Genomic DNA, 20,131 nt, shown 5'->3' on the forward strand with positions numbered 1-20,131 from the left:
GCGGATCCGCCAAGCCTTCCAAACCCCTAGGGAACTGTAGTCGCGTGTCGAAGAACCTTGACGAGATCGACCTCAAAATCCTCGCCGAGATCCAGGCCGATGGCCGAATCACCAATGTGGAACTGGCCAAACGCGTCGGTATCTCGCCGCCGCCCTGCCTGCGCAGGGTCAGGGCGCTGGAGGAGGAAGGCTACATCCAGGGATACCGCGGCCTGCTCGATCCGCGCCGCCTCGGCTACGACGTCACGGTGTTCGCCTCGGTGCATCTGTCGAGCCAGGCCGACGCCGATCTCCGCGCCTTCGAGAATTTCGTGCGCGCCGAGCCGCTGGTGCGGGAATGCTGGATGCTGTCGGGCGAAGTCGATTTCATCCTCAAATGCGTCGCGCCCGACATGGCGACGTTCCAGGATTTCGTCACCCACCTGACGGCGGCGCCGCATGTGCGCAACGTCAGGACGTCACTGGTGCTGCACAATTCGAAGTACGAGGCCGCGGTGCCGCTGGGATTGAAGGCGGTGGGCTAGAGCGCTGTGCGCGTCATTCCGGGGCGATGCGTTAGCATCGAGCCCGGAATCTCGAGATTCCGGGTCTGACGCTAACGCGCCATCCCGGAATGACGTCATCAAGGAGTGGGAAGCGCCTAGCGCTGCTACCTCTTCCCCATCGCAGCGTCGACGCTGATCGGACCCGGGCCCGAGGTCGCGAGGTAGAGGCAGGCGAAGCAGAACGCGATCGCCAGACTGCCGTTATTGAGCAGCGGGTAGAACCCTTTTGGGAAATGGCCGATGAAGTAAGCGAAGGCCATTTCACCCGCCAGGATGAAGGCGACGATCCGCGAGAACAGGCCAATCATCAGGAGCCCGCCGAGCACCAATTCGAGTGCGCCGGCCGCGCCGATCAATGAGAACAACTCGACCTTCTCGAACATTGTCCCGGGTGGGAATTTGAGAATCTTGGCAACGCCGAACTGAAACAGCAGCAGTCCGGTGATGAACCGGAACAGGCTGAGCGCCACCGGCTGGAGCTTGGAGAACATCTGGTCCATTGTCATTTACCCCCTGTTTGACACACTGGAACGTTGCAAGATGCAGAAACACACGGTGTCCGCCACCGGAGTGTGATGTCAACACCTTGCGCCTGGAATCATTCCTCGCGCGATGGCAGTTGCGAGAGAACGCGGCAGCGGCACGGTGACGCGCAGCGATCCGTGTTGCGACGCGATCGTCAGCCCGAACTCCGTCCCCCGACATGATTATACTGCATAAACATGTCACGGCCTCACTGGCATGGCGTGCAGCGGCTCTCCATTCACATTGCTGTCAGACCGGGGAGAAACGCGGGGCATAAAAAAAGCCGCGTGCGGGACGCGGCTTTTCTGCACCAGTCACGTGAAGGTAACTACCGCCACTCGACCTTGGTGATCTCGTAGGCCTTGGCGCCGCCCGGCGCCATCACCTCGACGGTGGTCCCCTTCTTCTTGCCGATCAGCGCGCGCGCGAGCGGCGAGGTGATGGAGATGCGGCCCTTCTTGGCGTCGGCCTCGACTTCGCCGACGATCTGCCACACCGCCTTCTTCTCGGTGTCCTCATCGATCAGCGTCACGGTCGCGCCGAACTTGATGGTGTCGCCTGACAGTTTCGAAATGTCGATGATGTCGGCGCGCGCGAGCTTGTCCTCGAGCTCGGCGATGCGGCCCTCGTTGTGCGACTGCTCTTCCTTGGCGGCGTGATACTCGGCGTTCTCCGAGAGATCGCCGTGCGAGCGCGCTTCCGCGATGTGTTCGATGATGCGCGGACGATCCACCGATTGGCGATGCTTCAACTCGTCCGTCAGCGCGGCGTATCCGCCCGCGGTCATCGGAACCTTATCCATCATCTTCGTCCTTCATCGCGCGCGCCCGGCGGCCGTGCACGAATATCCAGTTCAGCTAACGCAGGAATCAGGGCGCCAACGCGCCCGGAAGCCCAGTGATATTCGGCCCCGCTAAGGGCCGTGACAACATCCAATCGCGCGGTGAGTTCCAGCCATTCGGCTAATTGACCGCTTCGGGCCTTCAGCCCGGGCAGCGGTCAGCTTTCGGAAAAGTAACTCTGAAGCGTGCGGACCTCAAGGTCCCCGGCCCGATAGGCCCGGATTCCCCGTGCGGCCGCCACCGCGCCCGAAAGAGTGGTGTAATATGGCACTTTATGCAAGAGGGCAGCCCGCCGCAGCGAGCGGCTGTCGGCCAGCGCCTGCGGACCTTCGGTGGTATTGAAGACCAGCTGGACGTCGCCATTGGTGATGGCGTCGACGATGTGCGGACGGCCTTCGAGCACCTTGTTCACCTTTTCCGTCGGCACGCCGTTGTCGCTGAGGTAGCGCTGCGTGCCCGAGGTTGCCATCACCTTGAAGCCGAGCGAGTGCAACAGCCGCACCGCATCCGCGATGCGCATCTTGTCGTCGCCGCGCACCGAAACGAACACCGTGCCCTGCCGCGGCACGCGTGTGCCGCCGCCGAGCTGGCTCTTCGCGAACGCGACCTCGAAGGAGCGGTCGATGCCCATCACTTCGCCGGTCGAACGCATCTCCGGTCCGAGCACGGTATCGACGCCGGGGAAACGCGCGAACGGGAATACCGATTCCTTCACGCCGACATGGCCGAGCTTCTTCTTCTTCAGCTTGAAGTCGGCGAGCTTTTCGCCGGCCATGATCCGCGCCGCGATCTTGGCGACCGGCGTGCCGATCACCTTGGCGACGAACGGCACGGTGCGGGATGCGCGCGGGTTGACCTCGAGCACGTAGATCTCGCCGTCCTTGATGGCGTATTGCACGTTCATCAGGCCGACCACGTCGAGCCCGAGCGCGAGCTCGCGGGTCTGCCGCTCCAGCTCCTCGATGGTCTTGGCGTCGAGCGAATGCGGCGGCAGCGAGCAGGCGGAGTCGCCGGAATGGATGCCGGCTTCCTCGATGTGCTCCATGATGCCGACGATGAAGGTGTCCTTGCCGTCGCAGAGGCAGTCGACGTCGACTTCGGTCGCGTCGGACAGATAGCGGTCGAACAGCAGCGGGTTCTTGCCGAGCACGGTGTTGATCTGCCCGGTCTTGTCGTTCGGGTAGCGCGCCTTGATGTCGGCGGGCACCAGCTCGGGCAGCGTTCCCAGCAGGTAGTCGTTGAGCTGGTTCTCCTCGCGGATGATCTGCATCGCGCGGCCGCCGAGCACGTAGGACGGACGCACCACCAGCGGCAGGTCGAGATCGGCGGCGACGAGGCGGGCCTGCTCGACCGAATAGGCGATGCCGTTCTTCGGCTGCTTGAGACGCAGCTTGTCGAGCACGCGCTTGAAGCGGTCGCGGTCCTCGGCGAGGTCGATCGCATCAGGCGAGGTGCCGAGGATCGGCACTTCAGCGGCTTCGAGCGCGCGGGCAAGCTTCAGCGGGGTCTGGCCGCCGAACTGCACGATCACGCCGTGCAGCGTGCCGTTCTTGCGCTCGGTCGCGATGATCTCGAGCACGTCCTCGGCGGTCAGCGGCTCGAAATACAGCCGGTCGGCGGTGTCGTAGTCGGTCGACACCGTTTCCGGGTTGCAGTTGACCATGATGGTCTCGTAACCGGCGTCCTCGAGCGCGAAGCAGGCGTGGCAGCAGCAATAGTCGAACTCGATGCCCTGGCCGATGCGGTTCGGGCCGCCGCCGAGGATGATCACCTTCTTGCGGTCCGACGGCGCGCTCTCGTCGGCGAGTTCGCCGGCGAACGGCCGCTCATAGGTCGAATACATGTAGGCGGTCGGCGACGCGAACTCCGCCGCACAGGTGTCGATGCGCTTGAACACCGGGCGCACCCCGAGCGCGTGGCGCTTGGCGGTGACGTCGGCCTCGATGGTCTCCGTGAGCACGGCGAGCCGCGCGTCGGAGAAGCCCATCGCCTTCAGCATCCGCATGGCGAACGCATTGGTCGGCAGGCCGCTGCCGCGGATCTTGCCTTCCATCTCGACGATGGCGCGCAGCTCCGCGAGGAACCAGGGATCGATCTTGCAGGAATTGAAGATATCCTCGTTGGACCAGCCGAGCCGCATCGCCTGCGCGACCTGCAGCAGGCGGTTCGGCGTCGGCGTGCCGAGCGCCGCGCGGATCGCGTTCTTGTCGTCGCTGCGGCCGAGGCCCTCGATGTCGATCTCGTCGAGGCCGGTCAGCCCGGTCTCGAGCCCGCGCAGGGCCTTCTGCAGGCTCTCCTGGAAAGTGCGACCGATCGCCATCACCTCGCCGACCGACTTCATCGAGGTGGTCAGCGTGGAGGAGGCGCCGGGGAATTTCTCGAACGCAAAGCGCGGAATCTTGGTGACGACGTAGTCGATCGTCGGCTCGAACGAGGCCGGCGTCGCGCCGCCGGTGATGTCGTTGGCGATCTCGTCGAGCGTGTAGCCGATCGCAAGCTTGGCGGCGACCTTGGCGATCGGGAAGCCGGTGGCCTTCGAAGCCAATGCCGAAGAACGAGAAACTCGCGGATTCATCTCGATCACGACCATGCGGCCGTCGTCCGGATTGATGCCGAACTGCACGTTGGAACCGCCGGTCTCGACCCCGATCTCGCGCAGCACCGCAATCGATGCGTCGCGCATGATCTGGTATTCCTTGTCGGTGAGCGTCAGCGCCGGCGCCACCGTGATGGAATCGCCGGTGTGCACGCCCATCGGATCGACGTTCTCGATCGAGCAGATGATGATGCAATTGTCCTTTTTGTCGCGCACCACCTCCATCTCGAACTCTTTCCAGCCGAGAACGGATTCCTCGATCAGCACCTCGTTGGTCGGCGAGGCGTCGAGGCCGCGCTCGATGATGTCGAGATATTCTTCCTTGTTGTAGGCGATGCCGCCGCCGGTGCCGCCGAGCGTGAAGGAGGGGCGGATGATCGCGGGCAGGCCGATGTCGGACAGCGCCATCAGCGCTTCGGCCAAGGCCTGCTGCTGGTAGCGCTTGCGCCGCTCGTTCTCGCCGCCTTCCCACTGCCGTTCGAAGGCTTCGAGCTCGGGGCCGGACAGCTTGGCCTGATCGGCGAGGTACTTGTCGCGGTCGGACTTCTTCAGCGCCGACGCATTGGCGAGCCGCGACCTCGGCGTCTGCAGCCCGATCTTCTCCATGGCGTCGCGGAACAGCTGGCGGTCTTCGGCCTTGTCGATGGCGTCGGCGGTGGCGCCGATCATCTCGACGTCGAACTTCTCCAGCGTACCCTGCTTGCGCAGCGACAGCGCGCAGTTCAGCGCGGTCTGGCCGCCCATGGTCGGCAGCAGCGCGAAGCCGCCGGGCACGACGTGGCGTTCCTTCTCGATGATCTTGGCGACGATTTCGGGCGTGATCGGCTCGATATAGGTCGCATCCGCCAGCTCCGGGTCGGTCATGATCGTCGCCGGGTTGGAATTGACCAGGACGATCCGATAGCCCTCTTCCTTGAGCGTCTTGCAGGCCTGCGTGCCGGAATAGTCGAACTCGCAGGCTTGGCCGATCACGATGGGACCGGCGCCGATGATCAGGATGGTGGAGATGTCGGTTCTTTTGGGCATCGGCTCTCGCGGACTGGAATTTAGGCACAAAAAAAGGGCGCGCTTCCCGCGCGTCCCTCGAGCCATGCGCTACATGTTGTAGCGCTGGAAGCGCGATCCCTCGCGCGCGGGTGGTCTTTAGACCAGTTTCCGCACCCGCGAAACCCCCAAAAACGCGCAATCAACCGCGATTCTGGGGGAAAATCCGCATTCGGCGTATGCCCGTTGGGGGCGAGGGATGGGGAGGGGGCTATCGGCCCGGCTTCGCCCTGCGGGCTACGCCGCGGCAGCCTTCGCTACGAGAAGGCCTGCCGAGCCGAGGCTGCGTCAGCAGCGAAGGCTGGAGGCCCGGCCTGGATTTGAACCAGGATAAACAGTGTTGCACCACTGCCGCGTCGAAGCTTCCGCCACCGGGCCGAGTGGATCATTGCTGATTATTTCAGCGGCCGCCACGTTTACTGGTGGGTAACGTTAATAGCTGGCGCAACCCTGGATCAGTGGTGCGCCACGAACGTCATTCGCCACGGATTGTGCCCGATGTTGCGCGGCGCGCGCCGGGCGCTGAACCCCGCGGCCCCGAGCTTGGCGATCATCTCGTCCTCGCGGTAGCGCTGCAGTCCGATCCTAGTGCGCAGCTGGCGGTAGTCGGACAGCGCGGTCGAAGCCAGCCCGACCAGCGCATCGCGCAGGAAACCGTGGGTCGCCGCAAAGCGCAGCAGGGCCACGACGTCCCTCGCCATCCCGACTTCGGGCCGCAGGATATCGCCGAGCACGAACCGGCCCGAGGGCTTCAGCAGGCGGTGGATCACGTCGAACGCGGAATCGAGCTCCTGCGGCGTCATGTATTGCGCCACCGAGTTCATCACCACGAGGTCGATCGAGTCCGCGTCCATGTGCTTCAGGTCATCGAGCGAGCGGACACGGATGCGGGTGTCGGGCGCAAAGCGCGCGACCAGACGGCCGCGTACGCCGGGCGCCGGCTCCGCCAGATAGAGCTGGGCGCAGGCATTGGCGACCTTCGCCGCCGACAGCGCCTCGCCGCAGGCATAGTCGAGCACCACGGCATCCGGCGAAGCGATGTAGCCGATGATGTCGTTTGCGATGATCTGGAAATGCAGGTCACGGTGCAGTCGGCTCGCATAGATCGTATGCGTGGAATCGTAATAATCGATCCATTCATCCATCGCGTTTGGTATCCGGCAGAACGGGTTCCTGGCCTCAGGAACGGGTGGGCTGATGATGCGTTAGCGGTCCGGCGGCCAATGTTCAATGCGCCGAAATACGGGTTCCTAACAGGAAGGTCCAACGTGAGCAAAGCCAAGACTGACAAGATCTCGCCCGATCTCGACACGCCGAGCGACCTGCCGCAGGCTGCGGTTCACACGATCTCGGCCTCGCTCAACACGCTTCTGGCCGACGCCTTCGCGCTCTATTTGAAAACCAAGAATTTCCATTGGCACGTCAGCGGCCGGCATTTCCATGATTACCATTTGTTGCTGGACGAGCAGTCGGAGGCGATCTTCGCGACCACCGACCAGCTCGCCGAGCGGGTGCGCAAGCTTGGCGGCGCGACGCTGAAGTCGATCGGCGATATCGCCAAGCATCAGACCATCAAGGACAATGACGACGATTATGTGCCGCCGCGCGAAATGCTGCGCGAGTTGATGGAAGACAACAAGCACATGGCGGCTGCGATGCGCAAGGCGCACAAGCTGGCTGACGACCAGGAGGACTCCGGCACCGCAGGCCTGCTCGAAACCTTCATCGACGAAACCGAGCGCCGCACCTGGTTCCTGTTCGAGGCCAGCCGCCAGGAAGGCAGCAACGCGGCGTAAGCTGCGTTGCCGCACCCGCGAGGAAGCAAATCCAGAGCTGCTTTGCTCCGGACTGCTTCGCGAAGCTTGCGGTCTGGCCGCCCGGCTGCGGTCAGTGCGGTTGAAGCCTACTGAGCTGACAGACCCACCGCTGTCTCCAATCGCACGATCGGCGGAGGATTCCACTTTCCGGTCAGCGCCTCCGATTTCGGACCGTAAAGGCGCATGGTCAGGTTGAAAGCGCCCTTCGGCGCCGGGAGCCAGTTGGCTTGCTTGTCCGCGCCCGGACTTTCGTTCTGGAAGTAGAGATCGAGCGAGCCGTCCGGGTTGTATTTGAACGGCATCCAGCTGGAGACCGCGAAGCGGTTCAGCACGTTGCCGACCTGGAATCCTTCCTGGTCGTAAAGCGTGATCGACCAGAAGGCATTGACCGGCGGGGCCGCGCCCTTCTCAAAGGTGATCGTATACTTGTTGGCGCCGTCGAGCGGTTTGCCGGTATTGTCGGCGAGATTGAGCGGATAAATGGCGTCCTCCGGCAGGTTGGCGCCAAGCCCGACCTGCGCGACGATCGCACGCTTCAAATAGTAGTTGCCGTAAACGCCCATCGTGTCGGTGTTCATCGACCAGCCGTTCGCAACGCGCGCCAGCGTCGGCACCTTCCATGCCATCAGCTTCTGCCCGTCCTGCGGCGCCGTCTCCAGCGCCCGTTGCAGCACCGGGTCCACCTTGCTGATTTCGAAGCTCTTGCCGGGCTCGATGCCGATCCTCTTCATCTGCGCGATGATTGGTTCATCGGTGATGTGCGGCGGGTGAAGCTTGAGCAGCTCGGCGGCCTGCGCGAAGTAGACGCCGGCCGACATGGTATCGACCTGCACCTTGGGCGCCGTCTTCATGTCGACGCTGGGATCGATCCTGACCTCGGTCGGCTTCTGAGTCTTGCCGAACTCGGAAAGAGGCGTGACCTTGTAGCCGGCCTGGATCTTGTGGACCGCATCGTAGTCCGGCGGGCCGTCCGTCTTGGTGCGGCCAATGACCCAGACGTAAGGCGTCGGCGCGTCGATGCGCTGGGTATCCTTCGGAAGCTTGAACTCCTCCGCAAACCTGTCGCGCAGATCAGGCCGCCATCCCGGAGCCGTCACCAGAAAGGTCCCCGCTTTGGTGCCCGTGGTGCGCCAGCCGGGCGAGGCGAACACATCCGACCACATGTCCAGCATCGGGAGCAAATAGAAGCGTCCATCGGTATCGGGAACGGAGACGACAACCGGCTCCTTGGTCATGTCCAGCCATGAAACGGAATAGAGCGTATCGAAATTGGACCGCACCACGCCCTTGAAATTCGCCGGTGGGTATTCGGGCACGTTGACGAAGGTATTCATCGGGCCCTTGAAGTTGTCCTTGCCGGGCTCGACGTTGGTGAACTGCTTTCGCGTGATGTCCATCGTCAGGAGCGGGTAGAAGTAAATATAGGCGTCCACCGCGATCGCGTGTGCCTCCTGCTCGTTGATTGCCGGCGCCGTCTGGGCCAGCGCTGCAGGCGCGGTAGCCGCGCCAATGCAGAGCGACAATGTCAGCGTCAGAATTCCTCGAAACATGTCGAATTTCCTCTTCTGATATGTGTTGCGGTTGCTTGTGGGAGGCGCGGAGCATCTGATGCCGTCAGGTGATGTGTATGACCTCCGCAAAAAGAGCAGCAGCGGACGCGGAAGCTCTGTCACTCCCGCAGATGAATCGCGCGCCTTAAGGTGTCATTGGCGGTATAAATCGCCGCAGCGATGCTGACTTAAATCAAGGTTCTTTGAAAAGTGATGCCGGCAGGCTTAACGTTGAAAAGGGCTGCACTACCTCCACGCGTGGCACTCTAGCACGAGCAGGAAGCGGGAGCGAGTAGCGCTCAATATGGCGACAGGCCGAATCGTCAGCGGCCTTCCGTGATCACGGGCATTCTCTGCCCGCATAGTTTCGGGAATCCGTTGAGCGCGCAAAAAGAGCCCCACGCATAACGATTGGGCTACGGATAATCAATTTAGGTTGCCTGTATCCCGTCACCTTCCCCAAGGGGGAGAACGAAGCACAGTCCGTTCGATAATCTTGAATCCTAGCGCTTCCACAGCCGCACCAGCGGCCCGTCCTTGCCCATCACCGGATCGGTCGCGGGGATCGCAACCTGTGGGATCGTCTTCAGCGCCCTGGCGTGGTTCTCCGGCGTCGGCCGCTGCAGATCCATCGGGGGGCCCGGCGGATAGGCGCCGACCACGCAGAAATCGTCGCTCGCCGACAGGCATTGATGCCCGGTGCCGGCGGGCAGGATCGCGACGTCGCCGGCCGCGATCTCGAGTGCTTGCCCGCGCTCGCCGCCAAACTGCACGCGCGCGCGGCCGCGCGCGACGCCCAGCACCTCGTGCACGGTGGCGTGGTAATGCGCGAAGTCGTAGACGCCGTTGCGCCACATCGCGCCCCAGCCGTTCTCGCCGAACAGCTGCTCGATGGTGGCCTCAGGATTCTTGCTGACGTCGACGGCGGCCTTGTAGACCAGGAACGGCATCGGATTGTTCGGCACGAGGCCGTCGTCCCGGAAGACGATGGTCTGGGGTTCGATATCGGTACGGACGACCGACATGGTGGCTCTCCAGCGCTGCGAGGTGGTCTCCAGACCATCAAACCGTCGGTCCGCAAACCGTTCCAGCTAGATTTTGAACTTCAACACGTCTTCCCTGAACCTGAGCCCGTGCCCGGGCCGCTCCGGCGCGGTGATCATGCCGTTGGCGATTTCGGGCGGGTCGACCCAGAGATCGTCGATCAGCGCCATGTTCTCGCACCAGATCCCGTTCGGAATCGAAGCCAAGAGGTGCACATTGAGTTCGGGAAACAGATGCGGCGCGATGGTGATGCCGAACGTGTCCGCAAGCGCCGCGATCTTGCGCAGGTCGGTCATGCCGCCGCGCATCGGGTCGGGTTGCAGGATCGGCAGGCAGGGATTGAGAAAGAACGGCCGCAGATCGTAGCGCGTGAAATGCGTCTCGCCGCCGACGACGCGCATGTCCAGCGCCGCCGCGATCCGCTGATAGCCGGCGAAATCATCGGCCGGCACCGGCTCCTCAAGCCAGTAGATATCGTACTTCTCGAACTTGCGTCCCATCTCGATCGCGACATCGGCGCTCCAGCCCATGTTGACGTCGATCATGATGTCGATGTCGGGCCCGAGCGCCTCGCGCATGCGGCGCACATTGTCGAGGTCCTGCGCCGGCGTGTGGACGTGCGCGACCTGCATCTTGATCGCCTTGTAGCCCTGCTTCACGAAATGCAGCGCCTTCTCGATCATCCCGTCGCCGCCGGCGCCCCGGAAGCAGCCGGAACCATAGATCGGGATTTCCGAGCGATAGTGCCCCCACAGCCGGTGCAGCGGCAGGCCGGCCCGTTTCCCGACCGCGTCCCACAGCGCGATGTCGAGCGCCGACATGGCCATCGTGGCGATGCCGCCGCGGCCATAGGTCATCGTCGCCGTCCACAGATCGCGCCAGATCGCCTCGATCGCGGTGGCGTCCTTGCCGATGACGCGCGGAATGATGCATTCCTCGAGACAGGCCGCGATCGACTTCATCGCCGGCTTGAACACGAACAGATAGCCCATGCCGGTAACGCCGCCGGACGTTTCGACGTCACAGATCAGAATGTCGCGCGTCGCGCCGAGCGCTGCGCCTTTCAGCCAGGGATCGTCGGCCCAGGGCAGCCGCAGCATCGTCACGCGGATGTCGCGGATGGTCATGTCTGAATGGGCTGAAATCATCGGCGTTTCCTTTCCGGGCCGGATCATGTTTGCCTGATCTCGGACAGGGAAACTCAATCACAGAGCGCAGGCCGCGATCCAGCGCGCTTCGTCATGGCTCCAATGCGCCAAGATCTGGCGCCAAGACGCGATTGCCTTCAGGTCGTCTTGGGCAACTCGAACACCAGGCAGGTCGTGGTGGCATGGGCGAGCAGCTTGCCATTGTCGTCGGTAATCCGCGCTTCCGCCGTCGCAACCCGGCGGCCGGCGTTGAGCACATGGCCCTCGGTGCGGATTTTGCCGGTGTCCTGGCTCATGCCGCGGACGAAGGAGATCTTGAACTCCAGCGTGGTGTAGCCAAAGCCTTGCGGCAGCGTGGTCTGCACCGCAAGCCCCATCGCGGAATCCAAGAGGATCGCGGCGTAGCCGCCATGCACCGAGCCGATCGGGTTGTAGTGGCGCAGGCCCGGGACGCTGTGGATCACCACATGGCCGGTCTCGGCGGAGCAGTCGAACGGCTCGACATTCTCCATGATCGGCGGCTCCGGCAGGGTCCGGGCGAAGATGCCGCGCACGAAGTCGAGCCCGGACATCGATGCCATCACCGCCATCGAGGAGACGCCGTAGACGGGCTTCGGGGTGGCGGGGGCGGTCATGTCGAGATTTCCCGTGATGTGATGCGAAGACGCATTGCTGCTGTCGGTGCCAGCCGCGCGCAATAGCCGTCATGCCCGGATTTGATCCGGGCATCCATCTTCTTCAAGGGATGGATTGCCGGGTCAAGCCCGGCAATGACGATCGGGCTCTAAGCCGCGCGCTTGTTCTTCCGCATCAGATCGGCGAAGCGCTGGAACAGATAGTGCGAGTCGCGCGGGCCGGGCGAGGCTTCCGGGTGATACTGCACCGAGAACACCGGCTTGCCCTCGAGCGCGATGCCGCAATTGGAGCCGTCGAACAGCGAGATATGGGTCTGGGTCGCGCCTTTCGGCAGCGTCGCCTGGTCCACGGCAAAGCCGTGGTTCATCGAGGTGATCTCGACCTTGCCGGTGGTCTCGTCCTTGACCGGATGGTTGGCGCCGTGATGGCCCTGATGCATCTTCATGGTCTTGGCCCCGACGGCAAGGCCAAGCATCTGATGGCCGAGGCAGATGCCGAAGGTCGGCGTCCCCGACGCGATCACCTTCTGGATCACGGGCACGGCATATTTGCCGGTGGCGGCGGGATCGCCGGGGCCGTTCGACAGGAACACGCCGTCCGGCTTCATCGCCAGGATGTCTTCGGCGGCGGTCGTCGCCGGCACCACGGTCACCTTGGCGCCGACGCCGGCGAGCAGGCGCAGGATGTTGCGCTTGATGCCGTAATCGATCGCGACCACGTTGAATTCCGGCGCGGTTTGCTGGCCGAAACCGTTGCCCCACACCCAGGGCGTCTCGTCCCAGGTGAAGCGCTGGCCGGAGGTGACCATCGGCACCAGGTCCATGCCCTCGAGGCCGGGCCATTCGCGGGCTTCTTCCTTCAGGCCGTGCAGGTCGAACTCGCCGTTTCTGGCGTGCACGATCACCGCATTGGGCATGCCCTTGGAGCGGATCAGCGCGGTCAGCGCGCGGGTGTCGATGCCGGAGAGGCCGATGATGCCGCGCGCCTTCAACCACAGGTCGAGATGGCGGGTGGCGCGGTAATTCGAGGGATCTGATATCGCCGAGCGCAGGATCACGCCGCGCGCGCCGGGCGTCGCCGCCATGTTCACCGTCTCGATGTCTTCCTCGTTGGTACCGACATTGCCGATATGCGGGAAGGTGAAGGTGATGATCTGGCCGGCATAGGACGGATCGGTGAGGATCTCCTCATAGCCGGTCATCGCGGTGTTGAAGCAGACCTCGCCGACGGCGTGGCCTTCCGCGCCGAGACCGAAGCCTTCCAGCACGGTACCATCGGCGAGCACAAGGAGCGCGGTCGGTTTATGGTCCGGCCAGGCGGGAGCGTTTTCGGATGTTGTCATGAGCCCTTTAAATAGACGCCGCACCCTGCGGCGTCAAAGCGAAAGGGCACGGATTCACACGGCAATACCGGCCGATTTGACAGGCCCGAACGGCCTTTTAATCTAAAGTTCCCTGAAGCGGCCGTTTGCTTGCCGAAAATGACCCGTCCGGAGCTCCCGCATGGATAATACGATGCCGATCCTGCTCGTCCCGGGCCTCATCTGCTCGCCGCGGATTTTCGCCCCCGTCATTCCGGCGCTGTGGCGATGCGGGCCGGTGACGGTCGCCAACCATATCAGGGACGACAATATGGGGGCCATCGCCCGCCGGATCCTGGCCGAGGCGCCGCCGCGCTTTGCGCTCGCCGGGCACTCGATGGGCGGCTACATCGCCTTCGAGATCATGCGGCAGGCGCCGGACCGGGTTGCGAAGCTGGCGCTGATGAGCACCCAGGCGCGGGCCGATACGCCGGAAGCGACCGCGCGTCGCCGCGGCATGATCGAGCGTGCCAGAAGCGGCCAATATCGCAGCGTGGTCGATGAGCTGTTTCCGGGCTTCGTGCATCCGTCGCGGCAGGGCGATGCAAGCCTGCGCCGGATCGTCGACGACATGAGCGAGGACGTCGGCGCCGAGGCTTTCATCCGCCAGCAGAACGCGGTGCTCAGCCGGCCGGATTCGCGGCCGAGCATGGCCTGGATCAAGTGCCCGACCTTGGTGCTGACGTCGGATACCGACAACACCGTGCCGAATTCGCTGTCGGACGAGATGGCCAACGGCATTCCCGGCGCAAAACTTGTGGTGCTCGCCAATTGCGGTCACCTGCCGCAGCTGGAACTGCCGCAGGCCTGCGCCGATGCGCTGGTCGAATGGCTGAGGAACTAGGTTGTTCTGCCGGTGCAAACTGCCTAGATGAGGGGATTGTTGGCTCAAGGACAACGAAATGCTGCGCGACGACATCAATACTGCGGTCAAGGAAGCGATGAAGGCGAAGGACGAGCGCAAGCTGTCCACGCTGCGCATGGTTAATTCGACCATCAAGAACGCCGACATCGACGCGCGCGGGCAGGGCAAGCCGCCCCTCTCCGATGCCGACCTGCTCGGCCTGCTGCAGAAGATGATCAAGCAGCGCCAGGAGTCGGTCGAGCTCTATGACAAGGGCGGCCGCGCCGAGCTCGCGGCCCAGGAGCGCGAGGAGATCGCCGTGATCTCGGCGTACCTGCCGAAGCAGATGTCCGATGACGACGTGAAGGCCGCGATCTCGGCGATCATCGCCGAGACGGGTGCCGCCGGCATCAAGGACATGGGCAAGGTGATCGGCGCGTTGAAGGCGAAATACGCCGGCCAGATGGATTTCGGCAAGGCCAGCGGCCTGGTGAAGGCGGCGCTGACGGGCTAGCCGTTCGTCCCGGCTGGCTTGCGGCGCAAAGTGCCGCGGACCGAATTGCGGGAACCTTTCTGCTGACGGAGCATCTGACGGGCATGACCTCGCGATGACTCCGCAAAGGAAAGGCCCCGATGAACCCGATTGTGCATGCGCTGGATCGTGCAAGAGCTGCTCAAACCGAATCCGACAAGCCGACCCGGGCCGAAGTCGAGGCAGCAGTCCGCACCATCATCCGCTGGACCGGCGACGATCCCGAGCGGGATGGTTTGCTTGAAACTCCGGCGCGTGTGACGCGTTCGTTCGAGGAATTCTTTGCGGGTTACGACCAACGTCCCGCGGAGATCCTGGAAAAGACTTTCGAGGAGATCGAAGGCTACGACGAAATGATTGCCCTGCGGGGCATCCGCTTCGAGAGCCATTGCGAGCATCATATGGCGCCGATCATCGGTCAGGCCTGGGTTGCCTACATCCCGAACGGCCGCGTGGTCGGCATCAGCAAGCTCGCCCGGGTGGTCGACATCTATGCCAGGCGTTTGCAGATTCAGGAGAAGATGACGGCGCAGATCGCCAACACCATCAACGACGTCTTGAAGCCTCAGGGCGTGGGCGTCATCATCAAGGCGTCGCATCACTGCATGACGACCCGCGGCGTGCACAAGCCGGGTACCGATCTCGTGACCAGCCGCATGCTGGGTTGCTTTCGCGACAATGCGCTAACCCGCCAGGAATTCCTCGGCATCGCGGTTTAGAGCGTCACAGGGCGATGGAGGAATGATATGGCCGATCAGCAAGCTCCTTCCGGTCCGGATCTGACACAAGGCGTTGCCCTCTCCGACTTCACGGGCGCGATGTTGCTCGGCCATGTCGGCGACGAGGACGTGCTGCTGGTGCGCTCGGGGGCGGATATCTTCGCCATCGACGCGCATTGCAGCCATTACCACGGCCCGCTCGCCGAAGGCCTCCTTGAGGGCGAGACCGTCCATTGCCCCTGGCATCACGCCTGCTTCGATATTCGCACCGGTGAAGCGACCGCCGCGCCCGCCTTCAACGCGCTCGCTGTCTGGAAGGTCGAGCGGGAGGGCGATCGCATCATCGTGCGCGAGAAGCGCGCGCAGCCGAAACTCCGCGTCAAGGGCCCGGTCGATGCGCCCGGCAGCATCGTGATTGTCGGCGGCGGCGGGGCGGGGTTTGCCGCCGCCGAGATGCTGCGACGGCAGGACTATCGCGGCAGCATCGTCATGCTGAGCGGCGAGGCCGCGCCGCCGGTGGATCGTCCGAACCTGTCAAAGGACTTCCTCGCCGGCAGCGCGCCGGAAGACTGGCTGCCGCTGAAGCCGGACGATTTTTATCGTGACGCGGCGATCGATCTGAAACTCAGGACCGAGGTCAAGTCGATCGATACCGGCCGCCGCAATGTCGTGCTCGCCGGCGGCGAAACGCTCGCCTATGACCGGCTGCTGCTGGCGACCGGCGCGGAGCCGGTGCGGCTGCCGATCCCGGGCGCGGACCAGCCCCACGTTCATGTGCTACGCACCGTCGACGATTGCCGGGCCATCATCGCCGCGGCCAGCGGAGCGCGCCGCGCGGTGGTGATCGGTGCAAGCTTCATCGGTCTCGAGGTGGCGGCCTCGCTCCGCGCGCGCCAGATCGAGGTTCACGTGGTCGGGCTGGAACAGCGGCCGATGGAGCGCGTACTCGGGCCGGAGATGGGCGATTTCGTCCGTGCGCTGCACGAAGAGCATGGTGTCGTATTCCACCTCGGCGACACGGTGACCGCGATCGAGGGCAAGCGAGCCCGCCTGAAGAGCGGGCCTGTGCTCGATGCCGATCTCGTCGTGGTCGGTGTCGGCGTGAAGCCGCGGCTGGCGCTGGCGGAAGCGGCCGGGCTCGCCATCGACCGCGGCGTGACAGTCGACGCCTATCTCGAGACCAGCGTTCCCGGCATCTACGCGGCCGGCGATATCGCGCGCTGGCCCGATCCGCACAGCGGCGAGACGATCCGGGTCGAGCATTGGGTGGTGGCGGAGCGCCAGGGCCAGACCGCCGCGCGGAATATGCTTGGGCAGCGCGAGGTGTTCGACGCGGTGCCGTTCTTCTGGAGCCAGCATTACGACGTGCCGATCAACTATGTCGGCCATGCCGAGCAGTGGGACGAGATCGCGGTGGACGGCAGCATTGCCGGCAGGGATTGCGTGCTGCGCTACAAGCGCGGCGGGCGCGTGCTCGCGGTCGCGTCGATCTATCGCGACCTCGATAGCCTCAAGGCCGAGGTCGCAACGGAGCGGGCGTCAGCCTGACGGCTTTCTCCTCAAGGATGTTCGTAGCCCGGATGCAGTGAAGCGAAATCCGGGGGAGTCTGTCCACTCGATGAGAACCCCGGATTGCGCGGAGCCTGTCATCGGGCGCGCGTTCGCGCGACCGCTCCATCCGGGGTTCTTTATCCGGGCATCACATTCTTCGTCAGCCCGGGCTTGTCCCGGGCATCGACGTCTCTACAATCTGCCGCAGCAAATGCGGATGGCAGGGGAAAGCCCGGCCATGACGAGGGACGGAAGCAAAACACACCATGCTCAAGGAAGCCGCTACTTACGACGAACTCTATCGCAACTTCCGCTGGGACGTTCCCGCGCGCTTCAACATGGCGACCGCGTGTTGCGACCGCCATGCCGACGGCACCGGGCGGCTCGCGCTGGTCTATGTCGACGAGGATGGCGGCACCACGCGCACCTCGTTCGACGAGGTCGCGGACGCCTCGCGCCGTTTCGCCAATGTGCTGACCAACGACGGGCTGGTGCGCGGCGACCGCGTCGCGGTGTTCCTGTCGCAATCGCTCGAACTGCCGGTCGCGCATCTCGCGGCGTTTCGCGCAGCGATGATCTCGATCCCGCTGTTCGCGCTGTTCGGCGAGGATGCGCTCGAATTCCGCCTGTCGAATTCTGCTGCCAAGGCCGTGATCACCGATGAAGCAGGCTGGGAGAAGATCGCGAAAGTCCGCGATCGTCTGCCCGAGTTGAAGAGCGTCTATATCGTCGGCGATAAGACGCCGGCGGGGACGAAACCGTTCTGGAGCGCGGTCAAGTCGGCATCGCCCGAGTTCGCGACCGTCGACACCTCGGCCGACGATCCCGCGCTGATCATCTACACGTCGGGCACCACGGGTAACCCGAAGGGCGCGCTACATGCGCATCGCGTCGTGCTCGGCCATCTGCCCAATGTCGAGATGTGCCACAACTTCCTGCCGAGGCCCGGCGACCTGATGTGGACGCCGGCCGACTGGGCCTGGATCGGCGGCCTGATCAACGGCCTGTTCGCATTCTGGTACCACGGCATCCCGATGGTTGGACACCGCGCCCGCAAGTTCGAGCCGCAGGCGGCGATGCGGATGATGGCCGAGCTCGGCATCCGCAACGTGTTCCTGCCGCCGACCGCGCTGAAGCTGATGCGGCAGGCCAATGTAAAGAATTCCGGCGTCAGGCTGCGCAGCATCTTCACCGGCGGCGAGTCGCTCGGCGGCCAATTGCTGGATTGGGTGCGCGACACCTTCGGCATCGACGCCCATGAGGTGTTCGGGCAGACCGAATGCAATCTCGTGATCGGCAGCAATTCCAATCTGTTTCCGATCCGTCCGGGCTCGATGGGCCGCGCCACGCCGGGCTTCGACGTCCGCATCGTCAACGACAAGGGCGCGGAACTGCCGCGGGGCCAGCGCGGCATCATCGGCGTGCGCCAGCCGTGCCCCTGCACCATGATCGAGTACTGGCGCAATCCGGAAGCGACCGCGAAGAAATATGCCGGCGAGTTCCTGCTGACCGGCGATCTCGGCGTGCAGGATGAGGACGGCTATTTCTGGTACGTCAGCCGCGAGGATGACGTCATCACCACGGCCGGCTATCGGGTCGGCCCGTCCGAGATCGAGCACACGCTGATGAAGCATCCGGCGGTCGCGATGTCGGCGGTGGTCGGCATCCCCGACCCGATCCGCACCGAATCGATCAAGGCCTGGATCGTGCTGCGGCCGGGCTACGCGCCGGGCGATGCCCTGGCGCGCGAGATCCAGGAGTTCGTCAAGGTCCAGCTCGCCGCCCACGAGTATCCGCGCTTCGTGCAGTTCGCCGACAGCTTGCCGATGACGGCGACGGGCAAGGTGCTGCGCCGGGAGCTGAGAGCGCTGGGCTAGATTCTCTCCGGCAAGTTCGTCACGATACGCACATGCAAAAGACTGCCTCGCAGGCGCCCGGCCTGCATCGCGCCTCGCTCAGGAAGCTCCACGAACTGGATGCGGCGCTGGAGCTGATGTATTACGGCTGGCGCGGGATGACGCTGGCGGCCGACCAGTATCTTGCCACGGTTGGCCTGTCGCGGCCGCACCATCGCATTCTCTACGTCATTGCGCGGCGGCCCGACATCTCGATCGGCTCGCTGATCGAGGTGCTCGGCATTTCCAAGCAGGCCCTGAACCGGCCACTTGGCCTGTTGCTGGAGCGTAAGCTCGTGGCGGCGAAGCGGTCGCCCGAGCAGCATCGTTCCAAATTGCTGCACCTGACCGCAGCAGGGCAACGCATCGAGCAGCGCGCGTCCGACCACGAGCGCGAGGTGCTCCGCGAGGCGTTCGATCGCGTCGGCGCGCCCGGCACCGCCGCATGGATGGCGGTGATGGGAGCGATCGCCGACAACAACTAGTCTCTCAAGTCAACATAGTTGACGTGAAGATTCCACCGTGCCAGTCTGCCCTGCAGTCACGCAGGGGAGGGCAGTCGCATGGGCGAACAGATCATGGACCGGGCGGCTGCCGGACGCTTTGTCGAGGCGTGGTGCGCGAACTGGTGCAACGTCGATATCGACGCCGTCGTCGCGCACTTCGCCGACGATGCCGAGATGCGCAGCCCGTTGGCGCTCAAGTTGACGGATGCCCCGGTGGTCACGGGGGCCGAGAATATCCGCGCCTACTGGCGTAAGGCCTATGGCAGCATCGCAAGCGCGGACCTCAAGATCCTGAACTGGAGCTGGGACGAGACCATCGCGCGCCTGACGGTGTGGTGGCAACTCGGCGATACGCGCGCCAGCGAGTTCATGGACTTCGATGGCGCCGGCCGTGTGGTGCGCAGCGAAGCGTTCTACGGAAAATAGCCCATGCGATTTTCGGATGTCGTCCTGCTGCTCAACGCGCTCTGGTTTGGCGCCGCATTCGTCCAGTTCAGCATCGCCCAACGCAACACGCTGAAGATCCTGGTCCCACGCGAGGAGCGTGGCAACCCGATTGCGCCGACCTTGTCGGCCAGCGTCGCGTTTCTCGGCGGCATCAATCTGCCGATCGGGCTGCTCTCGATGTACTTCCTGGCCGCAAGGCCGCCGTTCTTTCACGGCGTTGAGGCGCAGCTCGCATTGTTCCTGTTTTTCGCCGCGTGTCACTTCAGCCAGTTCGCCTATAATTTGCCTGTGCTGATGCGCGGCGGGCGCGTCGGGGTCGCTTACTGGCCGGTGCTGAAGGGCCCGATGCTCAGGATCTTCGCCATCGACGCGACGCTGTTTGCGGCCAACCTGATTGTTGCGCTCTTGCTCGTGGCGTGAGCTACGAGGGCTGGGCGTAATACCTCCTCACCGTCGTCCCGGGCAAGCGAAGCGCGACCCGGAACCCATAACCACAGCTATATGTTGTTGTGCGACGCCGTGGCCCCAGC

At 64.0% G+C, this 20,131-nt stretch carries 19 protein-coding genes and 1 tRNA gene; 10 read left to right on the top strand and 10 right to left on the bottom strand.

What is annotated here, in order from left to right:
* The first annotated feature begins 44 nt into the window (after positions 1-44).
* Positions 45-524 (top strand): Lrp/AsnC family transcriptional regulator, encoded by a 480-nt coding sequence (locus ACVW1B_RS41865; RefSeq protein ID WP_016845095.1) that lies wholly within the window; start codon positions 45-47, stop codon positions 522-524.
* Between the two features lie 125 nt (positions 525-649).
* On the opposite strand, the gene ACVW1B_RS41870 is transcribed toward ACVW1B_RS41865, so the two are convergent.
* The 5 genes from ACVW1B_RS41870 to ACVW1B_RS41890 all read right to left on the bottom strand — a co-directional run bounded on the left by ACVW1B_RS41870 (position 650) and on the right by ACVW1B_RS41890 (position 6,697).
* Positions 650-1,045, bottom strand: coding sequence for a DoxX family protein (locus tag ACVW1B_RS41870; protein ID WP_310879676.1), 396 nt, complete (start codon positions 1,043-1,045; stop codon positions 650-652).
* Positions 1,046-1,398: 353 nt separating this feature from the next.
* The gene (gene greA / locus ACVW1B_RS41875; protein WP_018269816.1) at positions 1,399-1,872 is read right to left on the bottom strand and encodes a transcription elongation factor GreA; all 474 of its coding nucleotides are present in this window, start codon (positions 1,870-1,872) and stop codon (positions 1,399-1,401) included.
* Between the two features lie 197 nt (positions 1,873-2,069).
* Positions 2,070-5,534 carry a carbamoyl-phosphate synthase large subunit gene (gene carB, locus ACVW1B_RS41880; RefSeq protein ID WP_456822959.1) on the bottom strand — a complete coding sequence of 1,155 codons (3,465 nt, stop codon included), beginning with the start codon at positions 5,532-5,534 and terminating at the stop codon, positions 2,070-2,072.
* A gap of 320 nt (positions 5,535-5,854) precedes the next feature.
* Positions 5,855-5,930 (bottom strand) — tRNA-OTHER (locus ACVW1B_RS41885).
* A 77-nt stretch (positions 5,931-6,007) separates the two neighbouring features.
* The gene (locus ACVW1B_RS41890; RefSeq protein WP_016840682.1) at positions 6,008-6,697 is read right to left on the bottom strand and encodes a class I SAM-dependent methyltransferase; all 690 of its coding nucleotides are present in this window, start codon (positions 6,695-6,697) and stop codon (positions 6,008-6,010) included.
* A gap of 123 nt (positions 6,698-6,820) precedes the next feature.
* Between ACVW1B_RS41890 and ACVW1B_RS41895 the strand changes: the two genes are divergently transcribed.
* Positions 6,821-7,348, top strand: coding sequence for a Dps family protein (locus ACVW1B_RS41895; RefSeq protein WP_456777598.1), 528 nt, complete (start codon positions 6,821-6,823; stop codon positions 7,346-7,348).
* Between the two features lie 107 nt (positions 7,349-7,455).
* Here ACVW1B_RS41895 and ACVW1B_RS41900 read toward each other — a convergent pair whose 3' ends face one another.
* The 5 genes from ACVW1B_RS41900 to carA form a co-directional block, all read right to left on the bottom strand.
* Complete coding sequence (locus ACVW1B_RS41900) at positions 7,456-8,919, bottom strand: DUF1254 domain-containing protein (protein ID WP_456793786.1); 1,464 nt, start codon at positions 8,917-8,919, stop codon at positions 7,456-7,458.
* 503 nt (positions 8,920-9,422) lie between these two features.
* Entirely contained in the window at positions 9,423-9,944 is a 522-nt protein-coding gene (locus ACVW1B_RS41905) for a hypothetical protein (protein ID WP_456822960.1), read from the bottom strand.
* Positions 9,945-10,010: 66 nt separating this feature from the next.
* A complete protein-coding gene (locus tag ACVW1B_RS41910) occupies positions 10,011-11,111 on the bottom strand; it encodes a mandelate racemase/muconate lactonizing enzyme family protein (protein WP_456822961.1) in 1,101 nt (366 codons plus the stop codon).
* Positions 11,112-11,248: 137 nt separating this feature from the next.
* Positions 11,249-11,746, bottom strand: coding sequence for a PaaI family thioesterase (locus ACVW1B_RS41915; RefSeq protein WP_168855236.1), 498 nt, complete (start codon positions 11,744-11,746; stop codon positions 11,249-11,251).
* A 149-nt stretch (positions 11,747-11,895) separates the two neighbouring features.
* Positions 11,896-13,089: a glutamine-hydrolyzing carbamoyl-phosphate synthase small subunit gene (gene carA / locus ACVW1B_RS41920; RefSeq protein WP_057017029.1), complete on the bottom strand. Its 1,194-nt coding sequence runs from the start codon at positions 13,087-13,089 to the stop codon at positions 11,896-11,898.
* Between the two features lie 160 nt (positions 13,090-13,249).
* On the opposite strand from carA, the gene ACVW1B_RS41925 reads away from it, so the two are divergent.
* The 8 genes from ACVW1B_RS41925 (at position 13,250) to ACVW1B_RS41960 (ending at position 20,021) form a co-directional block, all read left to right on the top strand.
* Positions 13,250-13,951 carry an alpha/beta fold hydrolase gene (locus ACVW1B_RS41925; RefSeq protein WP_253624871.1) on the top strand — a complete coding sequence of 234 codons (702 nt, stop codon included), beginning with the start codon at positions 13,250-13,252 and terminating at the stop codon, positions 13,949-13,951.
* A gap of 58 nt (positions 13,952-14,009) precedes the next feature.
* Positions 14,010-14,465 (top strand): GatB/YqeY domain-containing protein, encoded by a 456-nt coding sequence (locus ACVW1B_RS41930; RefSeq protein WP_028333117.1) that lies wholly within the window; start codon positions 14,010-14,012, stop codon positions 14,463-14,465.
* 119 nt (positions 14,466-14,584) lie between these two features.
* Positions 14,585-15,202, top strand: coding sequence for a GTP cyclohydrolase I FolE (gene folE, locus ACVW1B_RS41935; RefSeq protein ID WP_456822962.1), 618 nt, complete (start codon positions 14,585-14,587; stop codon positions 15,200-15,202).
* A 27-nt stretch (positions 15,203-15,229) separates the two neighbouring features.
* Positions 15,230-16,750 carry an FAD-dependent oxidoreductase gene (locus ACVW1B_RS41940; RefSeq protein WP_456822963.1) on the top strand — a complete coding sequence of 507 codons (1,521 nt, stop codon included), beginning with the start codon at positions 15,230-15,232 and terminating at the stop codon, positions 16,748-16,750.
* Between the two features lie 269 nt (positions 16,751-17,019).
* The gene (locus ACVW1B_RS41945; RefSeq protein WP_456822964.1) at positions 17,020-18,630 is read left to right on the top strand and encodes an acyl-CoA synthetase; all 1,611 of its coding nucleotides are present in this window, start codon (positions 17,020-17,022) and stop codon (positions 18,628-18,630) included.
* A gap of 32 nt (positions 18,631-18,662) precedes the next feature.
* On the top strand, positions 18,663-19,133 hold the full coding sequence (locus tag ACVW1B_RS41950; protein WP_092087412.1) for a MarR family winged helix-turn-helix transcriptional regulator: 471 nt from the start codon (positions 18,663-18,665) through the stop codon (positions 19,131-19,133).
* Positions 19,134-19,211: 78 nt separating this feature from the next.
* Positions 19,212-19,580, top strand: a complete 369-nt coding sequence (locus tag ACVW1B_RS41955; protein ID WP_092087414.1) for a nuclear transport factor 2 family protein — start codon at positions 19,212-19,214, stop codon at positions 19,578-19,580.
* A 3-nt stretch (positions 19,581-19,583) separates the two neighbouring features.
* The gene (locus tag ACVW1B_RS41960) at positions 19,584-20,021 is read left to right on the top strand and encodes a hypothetical protein (protein ID WP_456793792.1); all 438 of its coding nucleotides are present in this window, start codon (positions 19,584-19,586) and stop codon (positions 20,019-20,021) included.
* Positions 20,022-20,131 lie beyond the last annotated feature (110 nt).

Source organism: Bradyrhizobium sp. USDA 4502 (genome assembly GCF_054063355.1).